The organism is Paraburkholderia sp. HC6.4b, assembly GCF_014200875.1.
In the GTDB taxonomy this organism is placed as follows: domain Bacteria; phylum Pseudomonadota; class Gammaproteobacteria; order Burkholderiales; family Burkholderiaceae; genus Paraburkholderia; species Paraburkholderia tuberum.
Window position 1 is genome coordinate 420714 of sequence record NZ_JACHDC010000004.1, and the last position, 24214, is coordinate 444927.

A 24214-nucleotide genomic window follows, 5' to 3' on the forward strand; every position below is an offset into this window, starting at 1 on the left:
CATGCTCGAACTGCTCCTGCTGCTGATGTGCGCGAGCATCCTCGTGAGCGGCGTACTGGCCGTCTGCCTGAAGAATCTGCTGGCCGCGATGGTGAGCTCGGGGCTCGCGAGCCTGTTCGCCGCGATAGCCTTCCTGCTGCTCGCCGCGCCCGACGTCGCGATGGCCGAAGCCGCGATCGGTTCCGGACTCGCGACCTTCATCTTTCTGTACGCGATCCGCAAAACCGGTTATCAGAAGGGCTAGCGCATGTTCGAACTGATCGGCAGCGTGTTCATCCTGGTGGGCGCCGTCTTTCTGTTCTCTGCCGGCCTCGGGCTGCTGCGCATGCCGGATGCGTATACGCGCATTCAGGCCGGCACCAAGGCGTCGACGCTCGGCAACATGCTCGTGCTGATCGGCCTCGCGTTCTATCACCCGAACTGGACCTTCCGTCTGATCCTGCTGATCTACTTCGTGCTCGTGACCAACCCGGTGTCCTCGCATGCGCTATCGCGCGCCGCCTGGCTGATCCGCACGCCGATGACCTCGTCCACGATCACCGACGCACTCGCCGACGAAGGCGGGCGCACCGCGGGGGAGGCCGAATCATGATGCGTCGCGCGTTTGCGCTGCTGACGGTGCTGCTTTTCGCGGTCGTGTTCTGGCGGCTGGTCGGCGGCTACACGGAGTTGCAGGCGCTGCGCCCGCTCGCCTGGTACTACGTGGTCAGAGGGCCGCTCGAACTCGGCGCGCCGAACATCGTGACCGGCATTCTGATCACCTTTCGCGGCTTCGACACACTCGGCGAAGTCGCGGTGCTGTTCATGGTCGCGGCGAGCGTCGGGGTGCTGCTGAAAGAGGAAAGCAACGCGACCTCCGCCGCTGCGGCAGACGAATCCGCGCCCGCGCGCCGCCCAGCCGGCGAGATCGTACATACCGGCAAGCAGGTGCTGCTGCCGATGATCCTCACCTTCGGCGGCTACGTGATCGTCAACGGACATCTGTCGGCGGGCGGCGGTTTCCAGGGCGGCGCGATCGTCGCGTCCGCCGTGATGCTGATGCTGCTCGCGCGGCCCCGTTCGACGCTGAACGTCGCGCTGCTGAGCGTCGTCGAGTCGCTCGCGGGCGTGATCTACGTGTGCATCGGCATTCTCGGCCTCGTGCTCGCGGGCGGTTTTCTCGACCCGCGCTTTCTGCCGCGCGGCGAGTTCGGCGCGTTCTTCAGCGCCGGCGCGATCCCGCTGATTTCCACGCTGCTCGGCGTCAAGGTCGGCGCGGAGCTGAGTGTCATCATCGACCGGTTCAGAAGCTGAACGAGAAGGAGAGCGCATGAGCACCGGCATCCCGGTTTCGAAGATCCTGCTGATCACGGGCTTCTGCCTTTCCTTGATCGGCCTGTGGGGCATGCTGACCCACCGCAACATCCTGCGCATCATCATCGGCTTCGCGGTGATCGACACGGGCCTGCACATCGTGATGGTCGCAACCGGTTACGTCACGGGCGGCACCGCGCCGATCATCGACGCAGCGCTCAGCAAATCCGCCGCCGCGCACCGCGCGATCGATCCAATTCCGTCGGCACTCGTCGTCACGGCGATCGTGATCGGGCTATCGGTCACCGCCATCATGCTGTCGTTCGCGATCCGTCTTCATGCCGCCAAAAAGACGCTTTCCATCGACGCCTTCACCGAGTCGAAATGGTAGCCGCGCTGTTTCATCCGCTGCACATCTTCATTCTCGGGCTCGGCGGCGGCTTCGCCATTCCGCTGCTGTACCGGCTCGGCAAGCCATGGCTCACGCTCGGCTTTTTCATCGCGCTGTGCGGCATCGTGCTCGTCTCCGGCGTGTCGTTCTACGGCCTGCTCGACGGCGGCGACACGATCGAGGTGCTGACCGCGGGCGCGCTGCCGCCGGTGTCGATCAATCTGCGCTTCGGCCTGTGGGAAGGCTTCTTCACGTTTAGCGTCAATGTGGTCGCGCTGCTCGGCGCATGGCATCTGTGGGACCGTCTGCGCGGCAACTACGCGGCGTTGCTGCTGTACCTGATTCTGGTGATGGGCATCGACGGCATGGTGATGACCCGCGACCTGTTCAACCTGTTCGTGTTTCTCGAGATCGTGTCGATCGCGACATACGGCCTGTTCGGGCTCGAGCGCACGCCCGCCGCGCTCGCCGCCGCGTTCAAGTACATCTTTGCGACCGTGATCGCGTCGACGCTCTTTCTACTCGGCGCGGTGCTGCTCTACTACGTGAGCGGCACGCTCAACATCGACGAACTGCTGTCGCTGCGCGACCAGCTCGGCGGCCCGATCGGCACGACCGCGATCCTGCTCGTGTTCGCGAGTCTCGTGATCGAGCTGAAGCCGTTTCCGGCCAACGGCTGGGGGCTCGACGTCTACGAGACCGCGCCGAGCGGCGTCGGCGCGATGGTATCGGTCGGCGTATCGGCGGGCGTGTTTTTCGCGCTGCTGAAATTGCTGCCGCTGTTCGACGGTCTGCTGACGCTGCTCGCCGTCTCGGGCGGCGTCACGTTCCTGTTCTCGAACCTGCTCGCGATCAAGCAGACGAAGCCGCAACGCTTGCTCGGCTATTCGTCGATCGGGCAGATGGCGCTGTTGATGCTGTCGCTCGCGTTGTTGCGCCAGATCGGCGCGGACGCATCGATCCCGCTCGTCGTCGGCGGGCTCTTCATCAACCATCTGTTCGCGAAGGCGGGGCTGTTCTGGCTAATCGGCGTGCTGCGGCGGCACGGCGACGATGCACGCGCGATCCTGTCGCGCAGCCCGTTGCTGATCGGCCTGCTCGGTCTCTTCCTGGTCGCGATCGCGGGACTGCCGCCATTCCCCGGCTTCTGGGCGAAGTGGGAACTCGTGATGCGCCTGACCGCCGCCGGCAAGCCGTACTGGATCGTGTTGATCCTGACCGGCTCGCTGCTCGAAGCGGGTTATATGTTCCACTGGTTCGTGCGCGCGCTGGCTCCGTCCGAGCTCGAGGCCAAAGCCCGGCCGAACATCGCCGCGCTGTTGCCGCTGTTCGGCGTCGCCGTGCTGCTGATCGCGGCGGCCTATATGGCAGCCGTGTTCTCGGGCGTCGTGTCGGCGTGGATCTTCTCGCCGCTCGCGGCGGGTGCGCTGTTCTATGCGGCCGATCGTCTGCCGGGGCGCGTGAAAGGCGTGCTCGCGGTGATCGCGATTGGATTGATCGGCAGTCTGCTCTGCGAGGGCTCGCGCGGTATCGCCGGACTATTCGCCTGGCTGCTGCTCGCGGGCAGCCTCGTGATCGCAGCGGCGAGCCTCTATCGCGACGACGTGCGCGCCGGCTTCTATCCGATGCTCGTCGTGCTGTCGCTGTCGATTCCGGCGCTGCTGCGCTCATCCACCTCGCTCGAGTTCTTCTATAGCTGGGAAATCATCACGCTGTCGTCGTGCTTCCTGATCGCGAAGTGCCGGCGCGCGGGACCGCACGTGCTGACCTTCCTGCTGTTTTCGCTGCTGGCTGCGTTCTTCCTGCTGGCGGGCTTCGCCAACGTCGCGGCGATCGACGACAGCATCGCGCTGTCGGCGCTGATCCATTCGGGACCGGAGGCGAACCGCGCGTTCGTGCTGCTCGCGGCCGGCTTCCTGATCAAGGCCGGCGCGATCGGCGTGCACGTATGGCTGCCGGGCGCCTACACCGAAGCGGAAGACGACGTGACCGCGATGCTGTCGGCGGTGGTCAGCAAGGTCGCGATGTTCGGCCTGTTGATCGGCACCTATCTGACGATACGCTCGGAGGTCGGCCTCGAACTCGCGCACGCGATGACCTGGATAGGCATGCTGACGGCCCTGTTCGGCGCGCTGATGGCGTTGCGGCAGAACGACTTCAAACGGATGCTCGCGCTCTCGAGCATGAGCCAGACCGGCTATATCGTCGCCGCGATCGGCCTGATGAGCCATCTCGGCTGGGTCACCGCGCTGTATCTGGTCGCCAATCACATGTTCGTGAAGGGCATCCTGTTCCTCGCGCTCGCAGGCGTGATCTCGCGCACCGGCACGCGCAACTTCGCCGATGTGGGCGGCCTCGCGCGCGAGATGCCGCTCACGTTCGCGATGGTCGTGATCGCGCTGGTGTCGATGTCGGGCCTGCCGCCGCTGATGGGCTTCGGCGGCAAATGGCTGCTGCTGAGCGCAATGACCGACAAGGGTTGGTACGGGCTCGCCGTGTGCGGGCTGATCGCGACCTGCGCCGGCTTTCTGTACATGTTGCGCCTGCTGAACGGCGTCTTCCTCAAACCGCGCCCGCCGCAGCGGCCGCAGGTGCGCGAAGCGCCTGTGATGCTGCTGGTGCCGCAGTTGCTGTTCGTGGTCGGTATCGTGGTCCTGTCGTTCTTTCCGAAGGTGTTGCTCGAACCGGTGTCGGCCGCGATCGATCCGCAGTTCGCGGCGACACTGGTGTGGGGCGGCATGTCGCTCGAAAGCATCTACGGGTTCTGGAATCCGACGCCGGTCGTGATCGTCGTGCTGATCGTCACGGCGATCGTGTTCGGGCTCGGCGTGCTGTACTACCGCAGCCGCCGCGGCAATGCGCGCAACGCCCCGGATTTTTACCACTTCTACCGGCCGATCCTGAGCCGCACGGTGCCGCCGGTCGCGCAGATGTTCTGGCGTGGCATATCGCACTTCGCGCTCGTGGCGGCGGCTCGGATACGCCGCGTCTATACCGGCAACGGACAGACCTACGCGCTCTATGTGCTGCTGTATTTTCTCGCGATCTATTTTGCGAGCACGGGGCTGAGTCCAGCGGGGACGCCGTAAGGGTGCACCTGGTCCTGGCGCAGCGGCATGGACCGGCCCACGTGCGGGAACGATCGCCTCGGAGCAAGGCGTCGGCGAACTCAACGATCATCGAACGAGATATTCTTCCGCTACCCAGCCGTCCTTGGTCAAGCGCACGCCTTCGCGCAGTTGCATGGTGCCCGCGCCTTCGATCACGCGCGCCACCATGGGAAACACTCGCTGGAACTCAGGAGTCCTGGCAAAAGGCGCCGGGTCGATCTTATAGGTGTAGAGCACCGAGGTCCTGGTCTCCCCGTCGTGAGTCTGGGGCGGCTCCCAGCCCACCACCTTGTCCAGGGTCAGCGTGGCTACGCAAAAATCGGCGTCGTGCGTGACCGTCTTGCCGGGCGTCGCCACCACCACCGGCTTGTGCAGGTAGAACTTCTTGCCTTCGTCGGTCAGCGCATACTCGCGTCCCGGCGCCTCGATCCTGGCCCCGTCCTCGCCAGTGCGCTCGACCGTCATGACGGTGCTCTTGACGAGGCCCAGCTTTTCCATCACCGGCAATTGCAGCGCATCGCGGGAATGCGTGACCACGATGTCCTGATCGGCCACGTGGATGGGCCAATCGTATTTCGCCACGCACAGGTGGCCGCGATCGGCCAGGTAGTGCGTGATGGTGTTGGTAAAGTTCTCCGCGGTAGGCTCGGCCTTGTTCTGGCAACCGCCCAGCAGGAACGACGCCGTCAGGGAAACCGCAATGGCAGTGCCGCGCACCGGATTCGAAAAATGCATCATCGTGGATAGTTCAAGTATTCAAAGAGATCAATTCACGCAGCTACCGCTCGTGGGCTGGGTCGCGGGAGGCTGGTAGCCGTCGCTCAAAGTATTCAGGAAGCAGATCACGTCCTGCACGTCCTGATCCGATAGTTGCGGCGCCGAATGGACAGCACGCGGCTGCGCACCGTTCAACGCCGTGGTGCCGCCCGCGTCGGTCTGGCCCTGCCCCAGCGGCAGTTCCTCGTCGATATTGCCCTGATAGGCGGCAGGCAGATCGTTGAACATGTTCACCGTCGCTCCCGCTGCATAGGTGGGTTGCAGCGCATAACTCGGGTTGCTGGTCAGCTTGGTCGAATCGCCACCCGTGGACGGATACCAGTACTCGGGGTTGGTGTCGCGCGTGTTGTAGAAGCGCACCACCTGCTCCAGCGAGTGGAACACGCCGTTGTGGAAGAAGGCGCTGCGCGCGGCGACGTTGCGCAGCGTCGGCACCTTGAACCGACCGCAATACGGATCCGGGTTGTTCACGCCCGTAAAGGGGTCCGGGCCGGCGCCGCTGGTGGCCGAAAGCGGCGTGTGGCTGTCATAGCTGCCGTTATTGATCGGGCCGCACAGCCCCATGTCGTAGTAGCTCGCGTTCAGGTTGGCCGCGATGGGGTTCGGATTGTCCGGGATCGACGTGTCGTTGCGCGGCGCACCGATCGCCTGATAGGTGAAGTCGGTCCCCAGCGCGTTCGAGCCGTTGAAGTTGGCGCCCATGAAATGGCAGGCCACGCAGCCGGCCCCGTGATCGGTATCGTTGAACAGGTTCATCCCGCGCAATTCGGCCGGCGTCAACGTGCCGCCGATCTTGTTGTTCGCATACAGGTCGAACTTGCTGGAATACGGCGCAAAGCTCGGGTCCTCGTTCTGGTAGGCCTGCAGCGCGAGTCCGATGTCCTGGAACGCCGTGTCCGTATCGCCGAACACGGCCGGGCCGTACACCGCCGTGAACTGTGCGGCATACGAGGAGCTCTTCACCGCCTGCACCACCGCGTCCTTGGAGGCGTTGTTCATCTCGATGGGATTGAGCAGGGGCAGCGCCACCTGGTCGGCCAGCGTCTTGCCGCGGCCGTCCCACATGAATCCGCCGCCCGGCGCGTTCGCCGTGATGCCGTCCGGGTTCGAGGCGTTGTCGTCGTAGGCGGGCGTCATGGCCTTGTAGCGCAGCGAGGGAACCGCACGCTGGCCTTCCGATACGCCATCGGAACCCAGCTGCACCGCCAGGCTGTTGGGCGGGCCGTAGGCATACGCCGGATCGTGGCAGCTCGCGCATGCCTGGTTCTTGCCGCCGGACAGGTTCTTGTCGAAGAACATTTGCTGACCGATCTGGGCCGCAGCGCTCAGCTTGCTCGTGGGCGCCGACCCCGTGGATCCCGTGGAGCCCGTGGAGCCCGTGCCTGCATCCGTCGAAGCAGACTGTGACGAGCCCCCGCCCCCGCAAGCGGCCAGTGTCGACAAGATGACATAAAGCGCCCCCGCATAAACCTTGCGCATCGCTACTCCCCCGGCTTTGTTCGATAAAACAGCTGGCGGGGGAGCGGCCGAACCGCTCCCCCGCGCAGGCTACTGCTTGATGAATGGCACGCTTGCGCGTGCTTACCGTTTAGTGCTTTTTATTACTTCGTCGCCCACAGGTTCTTCTGGGTCGCGTCCGGACCAACTTGCGCCGGATCGCTCACGTCACCCGTCTGGAACTTCTGCGTGTAACCGGCCGGAATCACGTAGGCGTGGTTCATCGGACGAACCGCGTCGTAGTGCGTGTCGGCGCTGCCAGCGTACTCAGGCAGGTTGGCGATGTTCTGCGCAATGTACGACTCCGTGTACTTCGAACGGTTGGCGTACGAGGTCGGAACAGTCGGGTCGGCCAGCTGGAACATGTCCTGCACCGTGCGCACGAACGAGAAGTGGCTGTACGTATCGCTGTCGGCGACGCCCTTCGGCGCGGAGCCCACGTCTTGCTGGTTGGTCATCAGGACGAAGATCGAGTTGCCATGGCCCTTGTTGCCGTTGCCGTACTTCGTCTGAACCGGAGTCCAGCTGCCGTCCGCGTTCTGCATCTGCGTAGCCTTGCCACCCACGTCCCAGCCGCAGCACGAGCTGCCGGCACCGTTGGACGTGCCATTGCCTTCGTCGAACATGACCACGATGGCAACGTTGCGCTGCTTGTTCTGCCACAGCGGCGAGGCCTTGATCTTCTGCACCACGGCGTTGGTGTAGTAGTCGGCGCGGGTCAGCAGCGCGTGAGCCGGAACGGTACCCGAGGCGGTCGCGCTGTCCTTACAGGTGCCGTCGCTGCCGGTGCCGTGCAGGTCATCACACTGGTCAGGCATGATGAAGTTCAGGGTGCCGATGTCGCCCTTGGCCAGGTCGGTGCTGAACTGGTCGACGTTGTAGCCGGTCGGAACCTTGTAGAGCGTGGTGTTGGTCAGGTCGGCCGCGTTCGTGTAGTACTGGGTACCGAAGATCGTGCGGTTGTTCGCGAAGAACTCCGGCTGGTTACGCACGTTCTGGTAGGCCATGCCCGGATGGTGCTTGGTCTTGTAGAGCGAACCGGGCATGGCGAACGGCGTGCCCGTCACGGTGATGCTACCGTCCGTCTGGTTGTAGGCCTGCGATACACCGGTGTCACCGAGGCTGTCGCCGCGCGGATCCTGACCCGGGTTCATGGATTCGCTGTAGGTACGCCACGTCAGGCCCGCGTTCGAAATCTGCGTGAACAGGTTCGGCGCGGTCATGATGTTGTGGTTGGCGACGGAACCGGTGCCGTCCGTCGAGCACGCCTGGTTGCTGGCCGCCGTGTAATTGGACAGCAGCGATCCAACGGCCACGGTGGCGCCGCCGGCGGTGGTACCGATGATCGGGTCGTTCGGCGTCAGCGCGACGTGGGACGGCAGGGGCTGGCCGTCGGAAGCCGTGCCGCCGGCGAAAGCCTTGTCCGTCGGGGCGTTGGCGCCGGTCGCGGCGCAACCCCACCAGTTGTCGTCGCCGATACCGAAGTCGTCGGCGCCGCCCAGGGCGGTGTAGTTCGGCTCGGACGGGCTGCCGGTCGCGAAGTAGGTCGAGAAGTAGTTGCCGTTGGTGATCATCGAGTTGACCGCCGGCATGTACGCCGAACCCTTGACGCGGTTCGTGCTGCTGTTCTCCAGCATGATCACGAAGACGTTGTCGTAACGCGGAATCGCTTCGACGTTGAACGCAGCCTGCTGGGCTTGTGCGAAGGTGATCGCCTTACGCGTATCCGTCGGGACGGTTTCGCCGGCGGTGATGCCGGAAACGCCGGTCAGGGTGGGGTCGCCACCGGCAACGGCCAGCGCATCGGGGTACTTGTCGCCACGATCGAGCTTCGTGGTGGCGTACGTGTAGCGGTTCGTCAGTGCGTTTTCTTCGAACAGCACCGCGTACTGCTCGGCGCCGGACAGGGTGTTGGCGTCGGCCAGGACGTCGCCGGCGGGAACCGTCACGGAGGCGTCGTTGAATGCCGGGCCGGACAGACGGGTCGACAGATTAGCCTTCTCGGTCGCGTACTTGCTGCCGTTGGCTTCGACGAGGCGCTGCACTTCGCTCGACATCGGGCTGATCACGACTTTGGTGGCGCCCTGGTCGGCGATCTGATCGGCCGAAGCGCGCAGGATCAGGTGGCTGGCGACCTTGGCGGCCGATGCCGTGTTGGTGGCCGAGGTCGTGATGTCAGCGACGAGCGGACCCGTGGCGGTCGTGGTCAACGAGAAATGGCCGCTGCTGTCGGTCTTCGCGGAGGCTTCGCCGCTGTCGAGCACACCGTTGCCATTGGCATCGACGAACACGGTGGCGCCAGAGTAGTAGCCGGCCTTCAAGGTCGGGTTGCCGCTCGAGCTGCCCGGGACGAAGGCAGTTGCGGCGACCACGCCCGAGTAAGTCGTGCCGGCGGTCGTGCCACCGTTGTTGTTGCTGGCAGAGGGGCTATCCGAATTTCCGCCGCAAGCTGCGAGCACGCAGGCAGCGGCAACGGACGTTAGACAAAGCGCTGGGCGCATTTTGTGATGCGATGACATTTGGGGACCCTTTGTTAGTTGTATCGGCAACCGCTTGTGTGGGGCAACACTTGGTAAAACCAGCGAATAATATGAAGGGATTGTGTAAACGGTATGTCTGCACGCGATAAGGATTGGAGTGAGAACCTGGCTTGGTTCTGATCACATCTTCTCGAAAAGCCGCAATGCACGGGCAAGCAACGAAGACGAAAATAAAGTTGAGAATCAACCGTCGTAGTTGTTGCGGATGCAGCGAAAATGCTCTCAATTCCCCGCTACTATTGAAAAACACTCGGAATACTTCGCGTGTGCAGTGCAGCATCCGAGTGTGTTGCGGTTTGGACTTTCGAGTACCGGGTGGTGGCGAATGCGCCGCGTCGGTGGGTCTGATGCGAGCACGGGTGGGGCGAGGCTGAAGAAGCGAGATGACGGGACCGCTATCCGGCGGTGGCTGAGTGCTTTGCCACGGCCTGCTAGAAGTCGCTGCAGGCGGCCCGCGTATGGGGAGTAGTCTCGCGATAAGAGTAACGCAATGGAATACTTCGTTTACCAACGATGACTTACGTTATCGGCGAGTACAAGTAAGCCAAATACCAGCGCCGGATAACGAGGACGCGCTGCTTGCATGACGAATCACTCGCTCGTCGAATCGACCGGCAATTGCGAGTCGCTCTCTCGCAAGGGACGCTGCACGGCGCGAACGAGCCCGCTGCCGCCGCCTCCGCAGAAGAACAGATCCGCGCCGTTCGATTCGAGTCCGGAAATGCCCGCGCCGGCCGGCATCTCGACGCGCTCGAGCACCTCGCCGCTACGCGGATCGAGATGCCGCAGCTCGCTCTCGTCACCTTCCCACGTGCCATGCCATAGCTCGCCGTCGACCCACGTGATCCCGGTCACGAAGCGATTCGATTCGATCGTGCGCAGCACCGCGCCAGTGTCCGGATCGACCTGATAGATTTTTCGTTCGGGATACTGACCGACCCATAGCGAACCTTCGGCCCATGTCAGCCCCGACTGGCCGCCGTCGCCGGGCGCCGCGATCGTCGACAGCACGCGGCCGCTCTGCGGGTCGATCTTCTGGATGCGGCCGTGCGCGATCTGGAACAGGTGTTCGCCATCGAAGGCCGTGCCCGCGTCGGCGGGCACCGCGATCGAGCGCAGCGTCTCGCCGCTCGCCGGATCGAACGCGTCGAGCCGTTCGCCGGTCGCGATCCACACCTGTCGGCCGTCGTAGGTGACGCCATGCACTTTGTCGACGCCCGTAAAGGGCCCATATTCACGGACGATTCTGGCGGCAGAGCGGTTCATGGTGGCCATCCTAATCATGAAGGGAACGGGGAAGGGAGTAACAAAGCCGTCGCGAATCCGGCCAGCGGCGGGGTCATCCAGCGGCGCGCGCGCCCCTCGCCCACCGGCTGCACCTTGCCGGCCGCGGCGAGCGAGTCGAGTGAGCGCTGCACGGTGCGCTGACTCGCGCCGAGCACGAGGGCAAGCGCGGAACTCGACCACGCTTGGCCATCCGACAGAAACGCGAGCAGCGCCGCATGCTCGCCTTCGACCGGCGGCGCCAGCACGACGACCTCGCGGGCGTGACGCGGCGCGAGCGCGAAGCCGCGCGTCGTCGCGCTGACGCTCGCGAGCGTGCCGAGCGCCGTGCGCAGCCGGCCGATCTCGACGCGCAGCCGCGCGCGATGCGATTCGTCGGCGCGTTTGGCGCGGAACGCCCGTGCGACGAGCGCGTCGCGCGGCACGTCGTCGGGCCATGCCTCGCCGAGCATGCGGGCGAGCGCAAACAGCACCGGTCGGCTCGCGAGCGCAACCGCCGCGTTCGCATCGCGGATCGCGTAGCGGCAAGCGTCGACGATCAACGCGCCGCCAGCGCGATTCGAGGTCAACAGCTTCTCGACTTCATCGAGCAGGATCGGTTCTTCTTCGCCATGCGCGATCATGCGCGCGGCCGGTTTGCCCAGTGCCACCGACGCGCTTTCGACTTCCGCGATCAACGCCGGAATGCCGGCCTCGCGTGCCGCGCGTCCGGCCCGCGCCAGCGCGGCACGGGCGGCGCTGCTGCGCAAACGCCGCAGCGCGACTCCCGCGACCACCAGTTCATGCGCGGCACGCAGTGCGGGCGGAAACGGCCGGGGATCGAGCGCGGCAAGCTTGCGCTCCGCTTCGTCGAGACGGCCGATCAGCAGCAGACGCCGCGCCGCGAGATACCGCGCATGCGCGGCATTGACGCGATCGCCGTACGCGTCGAGCGTGGCGGTCGCGGCGTCGAGTGTTTTGGCGGGCCACGCGAGATCGCGCGACGCCAGCGCGATCTCCGCTTCGGCGACCACGCATCTCGCGCGCGCCACCGCATGCTGCGCGCCGAACGCGCGCGCGGCGTCGCGCACCAGCGCCTTTGCGCGGCCGAAATCGCCGAGCTGCGCCATCGCGATGCCGCGCAGCGCGAGCGCCGGCGCGTCGTCGCGTAACGCGACGTGGTCGAGCGCGCCAAGTGGATCGCCGGCCGCGAGCGCGCGCGCCGCCGCCGAAATCAGCGCGTCCACGGCGTGCGAGTCCGCGCGTAGCACGTCAATGCATCAAGTGAATCCCGCCACACTTGTCACTCCCACCCGATCGATGCCCGGCCCTAATCTAGCACGACCATCAACCGTCACCGACGCCGTCGGGCAAGGGTTCGCGCGGCGCGGCACGACTCACGGAGGTACCCACGATGACTACGCATCCGATCGGAACACGCGAACAGTGGCTCGCCGCGCGACGCGCGCTGCTCGACGCGGAAAAAGCCCACACGCGACAAGGCGACGAGCTCGCGCGGCAACGCCAGGCGCTGCCGTGGGTCAGGGTCGACAAGGCCTACCGCTTCGATACCGACCAAGGCAGCGCGTCGCTCGCCGATCTGTTCAAAGGACGTTCGCAGCTGCTCGTCTACCACTTCATGTTCGGCCCCGACTACAAGGCGGGCTGCCCGTCATGCTCGTCGATCGCGGACGGCTTCGCCGGCTTCGCCGTGCATCTCGCGCATCACGACGTGATGCTGACGGCGGTGTCGCGCGCGCCGCTCGACAAGCTGCAGACGTACAAGCGGCGCATGGGCTGGACGTTTCCATGGGCGTCGTCGGCCGGCGGCGATTTCAATTTCGACTTCAACGTCTCGTTCACCGAGACACAGCAGCGCGACGGCGATATCGAGTACAACTACGCACGCAACAGTCACGCGATGGACGTGAGTCCCGCGCCCGAACCGGTCGCGCAGTTCGCGGCGACCTGCGGCACCGACGCGGCCACCTATTCGCGCGACCGGCCAGGCATGAGCGCGTTCGTGCTCGAAGACGGCGTCGTCTATCACACGTACTCGACTTACGCGCGCGGTGTCGATGCGCTGTGGGGCATGTACCAGTGGCTCGATCGCGCGCCGAAGGGGCGCAACGAGACGGGCATCTGGTGGCGCCGTCACGACGAGTACGAGCGGTCATGAGCCCGCTCGTGCGCGCTGTCTGCTTGAGCGGGCAGCGCGTGTTCGTCGGCGTCTGCGCACTGGTGTTCGGCGCAAGCGTCGCGGCGACATTGGCCCACGGCGCGTCGATGTCCGCGATGGGCGCGTTGCCGATGCCCGGCGGCTGGTCGATGTCGACGCTGTGGATGCCGACCTGCGGGCGCACGTGGGCCCGCGCCGCGGCATCGTTCATCGGCATGTGGATCGTGATGATGGCGGCGATGATGCTGCCGTCGTTGATGCCGACGCTGCTGCGCTATCGCGACGCGATCGGCTCGCGCGCAAGTGCGCAGCGACTGGCCCTGCTGACGATGCTCGTGAGTGGCGCGTATGCGGTCGTATGGACGGTGCTCGGCGTGGCCGTGTTCGCACTGGGCGCGTCGCTCGCGGCGCTCGAGTTGCGGTGGCCAGCGCTCGCGCGTTCGATGCCGCTGGCGGTCAGCGTGGTCGTATTGCTCGCGGGCGCGTTGCAGTTCAGCACATGGAAAGCCCGCCGCCTCGCCTGCAGCCGCACGACACCCAGCCTTCCCGCCGATGCGCCGAGCGCGTGGAGATACGGTCTGCGCATCGGCATCGATTGCGCCGGTTGCTGCGGGGGTCTCACGGCAATTCTGCTGGTCGTCGGCATGACGGATTTGCGCTTGATGGCCGCCGTGACGGCCGCCATTACGGCCGAGCGACTTGCGCCGGACGGCGCACTCGTCGCCCGGGCGAGTGGCGCCATAGCCGTCGCCGGCGCGGGCTTGCTGCTCATCCAGGCCCTATCAGCCGGCTGACCCATGCGCGCCAGCTGTCGCGGATCGCTTCGCAAATCGACGCTCGACGGCCTTGCTGTCTCATTATTGTTTTGGTTTCGGAAACAGTGAGTTCAGAAATTAGGTATTTACCCTAGTTTTCGCTCCCCCTAGACTGTCATCATCGCTGCAAACAAATGGTTTCGCAGCCTAACAAGACAAAATCTGGAGGTAGTAAAAATGAAATCGCTCGTTCAAGCTGTCGTTATCGCCGCTACCCTCGCTGCTCCGGTTGCCGTTTTCGCTCAATCGAACCAGCCGCTGACCCGCGCGCAAGTCCGTGAAGAGCTGGCTCAGATCGAAAAGGCCGGCTACAACCCGGCACGTTCGAACCCGAACGAATATCCGTCGAACATTCAGGCTGCCGAAGCCCGCGTCGCGGCGCAGAACGCCGCGGTCGGCGGCGTGACCAGCGGTTCGTCGCAGCAAGGTCACGCAGCGCAGTAAGGCGTTGCAGGTTGGAAAGTTGCTGTTGATGTAGTTGTACCTGCCGGAGCGCTCTGCCTTAGCGCTTTAGCAGCTTCCCCTACTGGCCCGCCATCGCGATTGAATGCGATGCCGGGTCAGTTCCGTTTTGGGGAGCTCTGTTAGTTCTGCGTCAGACCGCGCCCGGGTTGATATACGCGGTCTTCACCGACGTATAGAACTCGCGGGCGTAGGCACCCTGCTCGCGCGGACCGTAGCTCGACCCCTTCCGCCCGCCAAACGGCACGTGATAATCGACCCCCGCCGTCGCGGTGTTGACCATCACCATGCCGGCCTGCACATGGCGGCGGAAATGACTCGCGTACTTCAGCGATGTCGTGCAGATGCCGGCCGACAACCCGAACTCGGTGCCGTTGGCAACCGCGAGCGCTTCCTGGTAGTCCTTGACCTTGATGACCGACGCCACCGGCCCGAATACCTCTTCACGGTTGATGCGCATAGCCGGGGTCGTCTCCGTGACCAGCGCCGGCGCGAGGAAATAGCCGCGCGTCGAGCCTTCGACGCGCTCGCCGCCGAACACCGTGCCGCCCTCGTCGCGCGCGATCGCCAGATAGCGCTCGTCCTGTGCCAACTGCTTGTCGTCGACGACCGGGCCGATGTGCGTGCCGTCCGCGAGCGCATCGCCGACCTTCAGCGCGCGCATGCGCGCCTTCATGCCGTCGATGAAGCGGTCATAGATCCCCGCGGTCACGATCAGCCGGCTCGATGCCGTGCAACGCTGGCCCGTCGAATAGAACGCGCCGTTGATGCACGCTTCGATCGCGACATTGAGATCGGCGTCGTCGAGCACGACCATCGGGTTCTTGCCGCCCATTTCCAGCTGGAATTTCTTGCCCGAATCGAAGCACTTCGCGCCGATCGCGCGGCCCGTCGAAACGGAACCGGTGAAGCTGATCGCATCGACATCCGGCGACGACACGAGCGCCTCGCCAACCACCGAACCGCGCCCCATCACGAGATTGATCACACCCGCCGGCGCGCCCGCCTCGGCGATGATCTTGACCAGCTCCCACGTGCTGCCCGGCACCAGATCGGCCGGCTTGATCACGACCGTGTTGCCGTACGCAAGCGCCGGCGCGATCTTCCACGCCGGAATCGCAATCGGAAAATTCCACGGCGTAATCAGGCCGACCACGCCGACCGGCTCACGCGTCATTTCGACCGTCATGCCCGGCCGCACCGACGGCATCACTTCGCCGCCGACGCGCAGCGCTTCGCCCGCGAAGAACTTGAAGATCTGCCCGGCGCGGCCCACTTCGCCGATCGCCTCGGGCAGCGTCTTGCCCTCTTCACGCGCGAGCACCTTGCCGAGCTCCGCCTTGCGCGCGAGGATCGCGCTGCCCGCCTGGTCGAGCACGTCGAAGCGCTGCTGCGGCGTGGACAACGACCACTGCGCGAAGGCCTTGCGCGCGGCGCTGATCGCGCGATGCGTCTGCTCGGCGTCGGCTTGCGCGAATTCGCCGATCACGTCGTCGAGATTCGACGGATTGACGTTGCGCGACACGCTCGCGCCGTCGACCCACTGTCCGTCGATGTAGTTTGCGAACTGACTCATGTCCTGATCCTCCTTTCGAAAATTGCAGCGACAATCCGGTTATTCAGCAACGAGCAGGCCACGGGCCGCGAGATTGCGATAGAGCGCGCGCACGCCGAACGTCCACGGCTCGATTTCGGTGGACAGGCGCACCGTGTTGGTCAGCGCGCCGAGCTGCGGCGTCGAAATCGTCACGCGATCGCCGAGGTGGTGGGTGAAGCCGCCGCCGGGCGCGTCGCGGTCCTTGATCGGCGAGAACATCGTGCCGAGGAACAGCATGAAGCCGTCCGGGTACTGGTGGTGGCGGCCGCAGGTCTGCGCGACGAGGTCGGCCGGGTCGCGGCTGATCTCGCTCATGTGGCTCACGCCGTCGAGCACGAAGTCGTCGTCGGCGCCTTCGACGCGCAGCGACACGCTCGCCGCGCGCACCGAGTCGAGCGAAAAGGTGTCGTCGAACAGACGCACGAACGGACCGATCGCGCACGAGCCGTTGTTGTCCTTACACTTGCCGAGCAACAGCGCCGAGCGGCCTTCGATGTCGCGCAGGTTCACGTCGTTGCCGAGCGTCGCGCCGACGATGCCGCCGCGGCTATTCACCGCGAGCACGATCTCCGGCTCCGGGTTGTTCCACACCGACGCGGCGAGCAGACCGACGTCCGCGCCGAAGCCGACTGCCGACATCTGCTGCGATTTCGAAAATACTTCGGCGTCCGGACCGATGCCGACTTCCATATATTGCGACCACGCATCGCGACGCTCGAGCTCGGCCTTCAGCTTCATCGCCGCTTCCGATCCCGGCTTGATCTTCGACAGATCGGTGCCGATCGTCGACGCGATCGTCTCGCGCACTTCCTTCGCCTTCGCCGGATCGCCGCCGGCCTGCTCCTCGATCACGCGCTCGATCAGGCTCACCGCGAACGTGACGCCGCAGGCCTTGATCGCCTGCACGTCGCACGGCGCGAGCACGCGCACGGCCGGCGCGCTCGCGCCCGGCAGGTTCGCCTCGATCAGCTGCGCGACCGGCCCGAGCGGCACGCCCGGCGCGCTGCGCGCAAATTGCGCGGCATCGTCGCGCTCGAACAGGTCGGCGGTAGTCGGCACGACCGCGGTGATGTCGAACACCTCGCCGCCGCGCACGACGACCACGCACGGTCCTTCATGTTGCTCGGTCTTGCGCCACACGCGGCCGATCAGCAGTGCGTCGTTCAGATCGCCGGGAAGAAAGCTGGAGGGGGAAATTGCGGACATGGGATGAGCTCTTTCGGATAAGTGGGAAAACGGGCAAGGCCGGGCGTCGCGTTGCGTGCGAAGCCCGGTCTTGTCACCCGCGGGTCAATGCGAATGCCGTGGGTTGCCGCGCTCGGCAATCACCTTCAGATACAGCGTCGCCGGTTCGAGGCAGCCGCCGGTCGAAAGCTGGCCGACCGTCTTGCGATACAGCTCCTGCCACGGCGTTTGCGCGGGCGGAATCTCGAAGTGCACGGTTTCGCGACGTCGCGCGAGTTCTGCTTCGTCGACCAGCACTTTGACGCTACGCGAGTTCAGATCGACGCGGATGCGGTCGTTCGTGCGCAACAGCGCAAGGCCGCCGCCCACCGCCGCTTCCGGCGACATGTTCAGAATCGACGGGCTCGCCGACGTGCCGCTCTGACGGCCGTCGCCGAGCGTCGGCAGCGACGTGATGCCCTGGCGCACGAGCGCCGCCGGCGGCGCCATGTTGACGACCTCGGCGCTGCCCGGATAGCCGACCGTACCCGTGCCGCGAATCACGAGGATGCAATGCTCGTCGATTTCAAGCGACGGGTCGTTGATGCGCGCGTGATAATCCTCGGGGCCGTCGAACACGATGGCGCGCGCTTCGAAGCTGTTTTCTGCGCCTGGCTCGCTCAGGTAGGTCTTGCGGAACGCATCGCCGACCACCGACATCTTCATGATCGCGCTGTCGAAGAAGTTGCCGGACAGCACCATGAAGCCCGCGCCGTGCTTCAGCGGATCGTCGGTCGTCTTGATGACCTCGCGATCCGGCGCGGGTGCGGCGGCCGCGATTTCGCCCATCGTGCGGCCCGACACGGTCAGGCAATCCTCGTGCACGAGGCCGCCTTTCGCGAGCTCGCGCATCACGGCCGGTACGCCGCCCGCGCGATGGAAGCTCTCGCCGAGATATTCGCCGGCGGGCATGCAGTTGACGATCAGCGGCACCTGCTCGCCGACGCGCTGCCAGTCTTCGAGACTCAGCTCGACGCCCATGTGCCGCGCAATCGCGATCAGATGCGGCGGGCAGTTGGTCGACGCGCCGAGCGCCGATGCGACGACGATCGCGTTTTCGAACGCTTCTTTCGTCATGATCTTCGACGGCCGCAGGTCCTCGCGCACGAGGTCGACGATGCGCTTGCCGGTCGCGTAGGCCATCTGGCCGCGCTCGCGGTAAGCGGCCGGAATGCTCGCGCAGCCGGGCAGCGACATGCCGAGCGCTTCGGCGAGGCTGTTCATCGACAGCGCGGTGCCCATCGTGTTGCAGTGACCGATCGACGGCGACGACGCGGTAGTCAGCTCCATGAAGCCTTCGTAGTCGATCTCGCCGGCCGCCAGCAGATTGCGTGCATGCCAGATCACGGTGCCCGACCCGACGCGCTTGCCGTCGTGCCAGCCGTCGAGCATGGGGCCGCCTGACAGCACGATCGCCGGCATATCGACGGTGGCCGCCGCCATCAGGCACGCGGGCGTGGTCTTGTCGCAGCCGGTGGTCAGCACGACGCCGTCGAGCGGGAAGCCGTGCAGGATTTCGACGAGGCCCAGATACGCGAGATTGCGATCGAGCGCGGCGGTCGGCCGGCGGCTCTGCTCGGCGAGCGGATGCACCGGAAACTCCATCGGAATGCCGCCCGCGTCGCGAATACCGGCCTTCGTGCGCGCCGCGAGCTCGATGTGATGCCGGTTGCACGGCGCGAGATCGCTGCCGGTCTGCGCGATGCCGATGATCGGCCGGCCCGACTGCAGCTCTTCGCGCGTCAGACCGTAGTTCATGAAACGCTCGACGTACAGTGCCGTCATATCCGCATGCGAGGGATCGTCGAACCATTCCTGGCTGCGCAGCCGGCGCGGGGTGGATACTGACATGATGCTTGTCTCTCTGTCTGGGTAAGGGTTTCTTATGCGTGCTCTGCGTGTTTCTGTGCCCGCGCTGTCTCGCGGCCGGGGCCGCTGCCTTCATTCGAGGCGGCCCGCGTCAGCATCGTGCGCGGCACGAGCAGGATCAGCACGCAACTGACCAGCAGACACGCACCGAGTGCGTAAGTGCCGTTGTTGATGTCGCCGGTCAAATCTTTCGCTACGGCGGTGATCATCGAACCGGTAAAGCCGGACAGATTGCCGATCGCGTTGATCATCGCGATGCCGGCCGCCGCGGCGGCGCCCGACAGCAGCTGTCCCGGGAACGTCCAGTAAATCGGCATCAGCGCAAGGATGCCGGCGGTGGCGATCGTCAGAAACGTGATCGCCCACACCACATGATGCGCCAAAGCCGCGCTCATGATCAGACCGATTCCGCCGATCAGCGCGGGAATCGCCGCATGCAAGCGCCGCTCGCCGGTTTTCTTCGAATGCGCGGCGTTCGCGAGCGTCGCAATGATGGCCACGCCGTACGGGATCGCGGTCAGCAGGCCGATATGCAACGGATCCTGCACGCCGGTCGCCTTGATGATCGACGGCAGCCAGAACGCGAGGCCGTAGAAGCCGGTATTGAACGTGAGCAAAATCGCGACCAGCAGCCAGACGCGCGGATCGCGCACCGCCGAGCCGAAGCGCGCTGTCTTGTGCGCGCTTTCGCGCTGCAGATTCGCCGCGAGCAGGCTCTTCTCCTGCGGCGTGAGCCAGCGCGCGCGGTCAATGCCGTCGTCGAGCGAGAAGTACACCACGAACGCGGTCAGCAGCGACGGCACGCCTTCGATCAGCAACATCCATTGCCAGCCCTGATAGCCGAGCAGGCCGGCCGTATGGTCCATCAGCCAGCCCGACACGATGCCGCCGAGCATCAGGCTGACCGGCATTGCGATCAGAAAGCCTGACATCACGCGACTTTGGCGCTGCGACGGAAACCAGAAGTTCAGGTACAGAATCACGCCGGGGAAGAAGCCGGCCTCGCAGAGCCCGAGCAGAAAGCGCAGGATGTAGAACATCGTCGCGGTTTCGACGTGCGCGACGCGCGCGAGCGGCGCGACGAACGCGAGCGCCATCGACACGAGCCCCCACGTGAACATGATCCGCGCGATCCAGAAGCGCGCGCCGTAGCGATGCAGGAACACGTTGCTGGGCACTTCGAAGATGAAATAGCCCCAGAAGAACACGCTCGCGCCGATCGCGTACATCGTGTCGGACAGGCCGAGATCGTCGAGCATCTGCAGCTTCGCGAAGCCGACGTTCACGCGATCCAGATACGCAACCACATAGCACAGCAACAGTACCGGCAGCAGCCGGCGCACGACCTTGCGATAGGTCCTTTCCTCGAACTCGTCGACGCGCGCGGCGGGCGCGACGATGGCGGGCGGTACGGCGGTCATTCGTATCTCCATCAGCGTATTTTTGGTCGGAAATGCCGTTGCCTCGCGGCTCGTGCGATTTCGCACCGCCGGTTAAGTTACCGGTAACATTTCTAGCTGTGGATGTTACGCCCGGCTTACCAGCCGGACAACCGAGGGATATCCCTGATCTGTTTATGGTACGGGAACCATAAATCTTTAACTTTCGAGTTAACTGCTTCCCTTTGTAGCCCAGCAACGGTAGCCAGCCCCGGGCGCACCGAATTGGTGCGCAAGGAATTACTGTGCAATTTCATTTTGCTTTCCGGGACGCATGTCCTGCATGCCTTGACGACCGGCGGCAAGGTGTAGACGTGCGAAGGCAGGCTTCCCAATGCCCGCCCCATCTGCGCAGACGGCCTACTATAGAAAGTAGCGCACGCACTGCGACATCCGAGCAGATGAGTTCGATGTCGTCCCTGACGGTGTACAACTACAATGCGTCTTCAATGGTGCGCGAAACGAATCTGTCTAGTTCGCCCATAGACGTTGACTCGCCCGGAACCAGTGTTCCCAGCCACTTTCCACATCCGCGACAACAGGCAATGTTGGTAAAGGCGGAAAATGATGGCTGCCGGTCGCGGCCGCCGTACGGACACTGAACCTCAAGACGTACGTGTTGATGCGTGCAAGCGTCAACATCCGTGGCGTACAAAATCGTGAGACAGAGAGGGCACCATGGACGGTGTGTCCGGATTAGCGTCGCGGCGCGAGAGTTTGCCGCTACGACAAGAGCGACGCACGCCGCAAAACCCAGCGTTTCATTTGCGAGTTCATCTCCTTCACCCAAATGGTTGCGGCCTGCTGCATCCCGTCCACTGTCCATTCACTGGTATCCCCCGCGCATCAGCCATCGGGCGTCTTTCGTAGACGCGCTCGCGATAAAGGTCGCGAAACGGAACAGACAAGGTGCTTCGCACACCTCAGCGCGAGACTGCTGAACTGCTCTCCAGGTCCCCCCGACCGGTTTCCACCTCGATGTCCCTGCGACTCATAGCAAGATAAATATACGAGTATGGTAAGCGCAAGAAGCGATGTACAAACGCTACTCCCACAGGAACCGCATGCTGCTGCTAGTCGCATCCGATCTGCATGTGGAGCGACTGCAGAGGGTCGCTGGCCCATTCGCTAACTAACCGGCCCCCGTCGGCTACCCTGCGCGGAAACCCTTAGTTATATCACCGGGATTGCGGTGCAGCGCTGCGACACGTGAGCGGAATGAGCGGACCATTACGACCCTCCTCGATTAACAGATGTACTCGAAGCGGGTCTCCTTCTCAAGTTCGTTTCCCCGCCAACACGAAGCCACTCTTCATCAAGCATCTTTTTGTAACCATCACCAACTGTCCTAAAGTCAGCGCCGGAGATCTTGACTATTTTCCGGCATGACGGATACACTCCAGCTGCGACTAGCAGCCTGAATGCATCGCGCATTTCGGATAACCTCGCCCGCTTGGTCGCTGCCGAACTTTCCGCTCTTGACAATTTTCCTCTTTGCACTATTCGGGCGACCAGATCCGGAAAATGGGCTTTTGCGGCCGTCCTACCTAGATTTAGCCGTTCACAGGCCTTTTCCAGGTTGACGTAGGCAGGACCACTTGCAAGCGCTTCTAACTCACGTTCAAGCACTTCCCAGTTCCGTGGTGTCCGTATCTTTGATGTAGCAATACTTGACGTATCCGCGCTGCTCCAAGGCAAAACCTGTCCCCGAATCACGCGATGCAGCGGTTGCCGCGAAACAGAAGCTATCGTCGCCAAGAGTGCCAGTTCAGGCAACCACTGTCCGGACGCGTAGCTCCAAATTGTTCTACGCGAAAAGCCAAACTTCGAGATCAAAAGCTCATGCACTCCAGTTACCGCCAATAACTGTCGCATTGTAAAGCGCCCGTCATGACCGTGATCCGCGAACTCTGGAGCTCGTGCCAACAAGCTCATGATCGCCTTTGACATCCTGACCTCGAACTCGTCAGCACGCCGCAGCCCACGAACGGCGTCCTCCGTTCCCATCCACGTGCCGCACCGGTTACAACAGCCTGCCCTGCCAAAGCGCCCAATAATAGCTTGTTGAGGCGCCACGCAGGCATGGCAAGACATAACCAGATCAACTTCGTGTACCGGGCACACCGTTACGGCCCGTAGGCGCCACAACAAGGGCTCATACGCACCCGGACCCGATAGCATTGAGGCGAGACACAAGGGACACCAGGCTCGATCGCGACGCAGCAGATCCTGGCCACGGACAAGACCAGTAAACGGACGAAACGTGCACGCTTCTATGTGGTCGGACGCCACCAGGCTCCTCAGCGGGCCGAGGTACACTCCAGCAACCGCCTTTGCTCCGTCGATCCCCCGAAATCTTCTAAGTAGCGCGAGTTGGCCGGTGACTCTGTGTGGATACTCGAAGGGCGCTGGATACTCATCAAACGCCCATCTTACAAAATCGCCGACACTAACGGACGCGCGCTCTGCTGCCCGCTTCCAGACACTCGAAGATGCCTCGACAAGACCGGTGCCGATGCCATTCGGCTCAACCACGTCAAATTTCCCCGAAGGGATGATTGGGCGCATTGGTATTTTTTGTTGCTCCGACACGGCCATTTCGTTCTTCCTTACCCGACTTGGGTGCTTTTTTGGTAATAGGTGCCTCGGCTGCCGCAACGATCGGTCGGTTCGTCACGCGCCGCTCCGTTGCAAGGTCCTCTCCCGAGGATGCCGCCAGTTCATTGAGATATTTGCTGTAGAGTTTCCAGTTCAACCGGCGTTCATGACCATGCTGACTCAGCGCATCAGTCGCCAGCCGAACCACGAGGCCGGGCCTGCCATCCACGCCTCGGCGGATCTCCACAGCATGCGACGACAGGCTGCCCGGCTCGCAGAATTCAGGACCAAGCCGCTTTTCCATTTCCTCGATGAACGTGACGAAACCTTCCATCTCCTCTATCTTTTCCCCATAAGGGTCAAGCCTCAACACCTTCGTACGTACTTTCAGCTGCGTGTCGTGCTCGACAATATGCCTGATGGTGGAAGTTCCGAAGATCATGAGTGGCCGGCCGGTTTGCGCGACGATATCCTTAAGCGAGTGTATTGCCCGCGTCACCTGAAGTTCCTATAGTGTCACGGGGATCGTGTTACCCTCATCAACGATGATGACGAGCCCTTCCAGGCGGACGTTCTTGACGAAACTCTGCCACAGTGCCTCTTCTCGCTCTGCGTCCGAAACGACGCCCGGATTACGACGGGGTGCGCCTTCGGTAATATCACCATATAGGATCTTGTTGAAAGGAAGGATTTCGCCGCTTAACGCATACGCCTGTGTGATTGCCGCGGTCCAATTGAACCGGCCTCTCTTGTCAGGAGAGGGCACTGAAAATCTGAAACAGCCCCGTGTCTTCCCTGCCTGCTGCGCCATCTCATCGACTATCCCCGCTATTGCCTCAAACAGGGTCGTCTTGCCTACACGGGCCGGCCCGATGACAACAATCAGCAGATCCCGAGAACGTCCATTGATAGCATTCAGAATGGTCTGCAAAAGCTTCACAAACTTAGGATGCAGACAGACCCACACGTTAAGGTCCTCGATTGCTTCGACGACAGCCAGAGGTGTAAGCTCTAGTTGTTGTACCATCGCTGCATAGTCAGGCTTTTTCATTAGATGCCTCCTGGTGTTAGCGGCGGTGTAAAAGCGCCACCAGATGGCGGCGCAAGGTTGAATAAATGCGCCAACAACAGGGGGCGGTTACGGCCCGCTGTTGTTGGGT

At 63.8% G+C, this 24214-nt stretch carries 20 protein-coding genes and 1 pseudogene; 8 read left to right on the top strand and 13 right to left on the bottom strand.

Annotated elements, in window-relative coordinates; all coding sequences use genetic code 11:
• The first annotated feature begins 1 nt into the window (after position 1).
• From HDG34_RS08570 to HDG34_RS08590, 5 genes are read left to right on the top strand one after another with little or no spacing between them, the layout of a single operon-like run.
• Positions 2 to 244 carry a hydrogenase subunit MbhD domain-containing protein gene (locus tag HDG34_RS08570; RefSeq protein ID WP_018422732.1) on the top strand — a complete coding sequence of 81 codons (243 nt, stop codon included), beginning with the start codon at positions 2 to 4 and terminating at the stop codon, positions 242 to 244.
• Positions 245 to 247: 3 nt separating this feature from the next.
• Positions 248 to 592 carry a monovalent cation/H(+) antiporter subunit G gene (mnhG, locus tag HDG34_RS08575; RefSeq protein ID WP_090810583.1) on the top strand — a complete coding sequence of 115 codons (345 nt, stop codon included), beginning with the start codon at positions 248 to 250 and terminating at the stop codon, positions 590 to 592.
• Positions 589 to 1293 carry a Na(+)/H(+) antiporter subunit B gene (locus HDG34_RS08580; RefSeq protein ID WP_184059171.1) on the top strand — a complete coding sequence of 235 codons (705 nt, stop codon included), beginning with the start codon at positions 589 to 591 and terminating at the stop codon, positions 1291 to 1293. Before mnhG ends, HDG34_RS08580 begins: the two co-directional genes overlap by 4 nt.
• A gap of 16 nt (positions 1294 to 1309) precedes the next feature.
• Entirely contained in the window at positions 1310 to 1684 is a 375-nt protein-coding gene (locus HDG34_RS08585; protein ID WP_184023510.1) for a sodium:proton antiporter, read from the top strand.
• Complete coding sequence (locus HDG34_RS08590; protein WP_184059173.1) at positions 1678 to 4773, top strand: complex I subunit 5 family protein; 3096 nt, start codon at positions 1678 to 1680, stop codon at positions 4771 to 4773. The genes HDG34_RS08585 and HDG34_RS08590 overlap by 7 nt, the downstream gene beginning before the upstream one ends.
• Positions 4774 to 4860: 87 nt before the next feature.
• On the opposite strand, the gene HDG34_RS08595 is transcribed toward HDG34_RS08590, so the two are convergent.
• From HDG34_RS08595 to HDG34_RS08615, 5 genes are all read right to left on the bottom strand, one after another.
• Complete coding sequence (locus HDG34_RS08595; protein WP_184059175.1) at positions 4861 to 5532, bottom strand: hypothetical protein; 672 nt, start codon at positions 5530 to 5532, stop codon at positions 4861 to 4863.
• Positions 5533 to 5559: 27 nt separating this feature from the next.
• Positions 5560 to 7050: a cytochrome-c peroxidase gene (locus HDG34_RS08600; RefSeq protein WP_184059177.1), complete on the bottom strand. Its 1491-nt coding sequence runs from the start codon at positions 7048 to 7050 to the stop codon at positions 5560 to 5562.
• 122 nt (positions 7051 to 7172) lie between these two features.
• Positions 7173 to 9587: an alkaline phosphatase family protein gene (locus HDG34_RS08605; protein WP_184059179.1), complete on the bottom strand. Its 2415-nt coding sequence runs from the start codon at positions 9585 to 9587 to the stop codon at positions 7173 to 7175.
• 612 nt (positions 9588 to 10199) lie between these two features.
• A complete protein-coding gene (locus HDG34_RS08610; RefSeq protein ID WP_184023520.1) occupies positions 10200 to 10874 on the bottom strand; it encodes a PQQ-binding-like beta-propeller repeat protein in 675 nt (224 codons plus the stop codon).
• A gap of 14 nt (positions 10875 to 10888) precedes the next feature.
• The gene (locus tag HDG34_RS08615) at positions 10889 to 12118 is read right to left on the bottom strand and encodes a helix-turn-helix domain-containing protein (RefSeq protein ID WP_184059181.1); all 1230 of its coding nucleotides are present in this window, start codon (positions 12116 to 12118) and stop codon (positions 10889 to 10891) included.
• 167 nt (positions 12119 to 12285) lie between these two features.
• On the opposite strand from HDG34_RS08615, the gene HDG34_RS08620 reads away from it, so the two are divergent.
• From HDG34_RS08620 to HDG34_RS08630, 3 genes are all read left to right on the top strand, one after another.
• A complete protein-coding gene (locus HDG34_RS08620; RefSeq protein WP_184059182.1) occupies positions 12286 to 13050 on the top strand; it encodes a DUF899 domain-containing protein in 765 nt (254 codons plus the stop codon).
• The gene (locus HDG34_RS08625) at positions 13047 to 13844 is read left to right on the top strand and encodes a DUF2182 domain-containing protein (protein ID WP_184059184.1); all 798 of its coding nucleotides are present in this window, start codon (positions 13047 to 13049) and stop codon (positions 13842 to 13844) included. Before HDG34_RS08620 ends, HDG34_RS08625 begins: the two co-directional genes overlap by 4 nt.
• Positions 13845 to 14042: 198 nt before the next feature.
• Positions 14043 to 14309: a DUF4148 domain-containing protein gene (locus tag HDG34_RS08630; RefSeq protein WP_090810603.1), complete on the top strand. Its 267-nt coding sequence runs from the start codon at positions 14043 to 14045 to the stop codon at positions 14307 to 14309.
• A 151-nt stretch (positions 14310 to 14460) separates the two neighbouring features.
• On the opposite strand, the gene HDG34_RS08635 is transcribed toward HDG34_RS08630, so the two are convergent.
• The 8 genes and pseudogenes from HDG34_RS08635 to HDG34_RS08665 all read right to left on the bottom strand — a co-directional run bounded on the left by HDG34_RS08635 (position 14461) and on the right by HDG34_RS08665 (position 24105).
• Positions 14461 to 15903 carry an aldehyde dehydrogenase family protein gene (locus HDG34_RS08635; RefSeq protein ID WP_090810605.1) on the bottom strand — a complete coding sequence of 481 codons (1443 nt, stop codon included), beginning with the start codon at positions 15901 to 15903 and terminating at the stop codon, positions 14461 to 14463.
• Between the two features lie 39 nt (positions 15904 to 15942).
• Positions 15943 to 17130 carry a fumarylacetoacetate hydrolase family protein gene (locus HDG34_RS08640; RefSeq protein ID WP_184059186.1) on the bottom strand — a complete coding sequence of 396 codons (1188 nt, stop codon included), beginning with the start codon at positions 17128 to 17130 and terminating at the stop codon, positions 15943 to 15945.
• 84 nt (positions 17131 to 17214) lie between these two features.
• Positions 17215 to 18999, bottom strand: a complete 1785-nt coding sequence (locus tag HDG34_RS08645) for an IlvD/Edd family dehydratase (RefSeq protein ID WP_184059188.1) — start codon at positions 18997 to 18999, stop codon at positions 17215 to 17217.
• Between the two features lie 32 nt (positions 19000 to 19031).
• Positions 19032 to 20438 carry an MFS transporter gene (locus HDG34_RS08650; protein WP_184059190.1) on the bottom strand — a complete coding sequence of 469 codons (1407 nt, stop codon included), beginning with the start codon at positions 20436 to 20438 and terminating at the stop codon, positions 19032 to 19034.
• Between the two features lie 1248 nt (positions 20439 to 21686).
• Positions 21687 to 22406, bottom strand: coding sequence for a hypothetical protein (locus tag HDG34_RS38990; RefSeq protein WP_260321083.1), 720 nt, complete (start codon positions 22404 to 22406; stop codon positions 21687 to 21689).
• 159 nt (positions 22407 to 22565) lie between these two features.
• Positions 22566 to 23054: pseudogene (locus tag HDG34_RS40125) on the bottom strand (TniQ family protein); the annotation flags it as partial.
• Positions 22993 to 23496, bottom strand: a complete 504-nt coding sequence (locus HDG34_RS08660) for a hypothetical protein (RefSeq protein ID WP_184059194.1) — start codon at positions 23494 to 23496, stop codon at positions 22993 to 22995. The pseudogene HDG34_RS40125 and the gene HDG34_RS08660, both read right to left, overlap by 62 nt.
• A gap of 66 nt (positions 23497 to 23562) precedes the next feature.
• The gene (locus HDG34_RS08665) at positions 23563 to 24105 is read right to left on the bottom strand and encodes a hypothetical protein (RefSeq protein ID WP_184059196.1); all 543 of its coding nucleotides are present in this window, start codon (positions 24103 to 24105) and stop codon (positions 23563 to 23565) included.
• Positions 24106 to 24214: the final 109 nt, after the last annotated feature.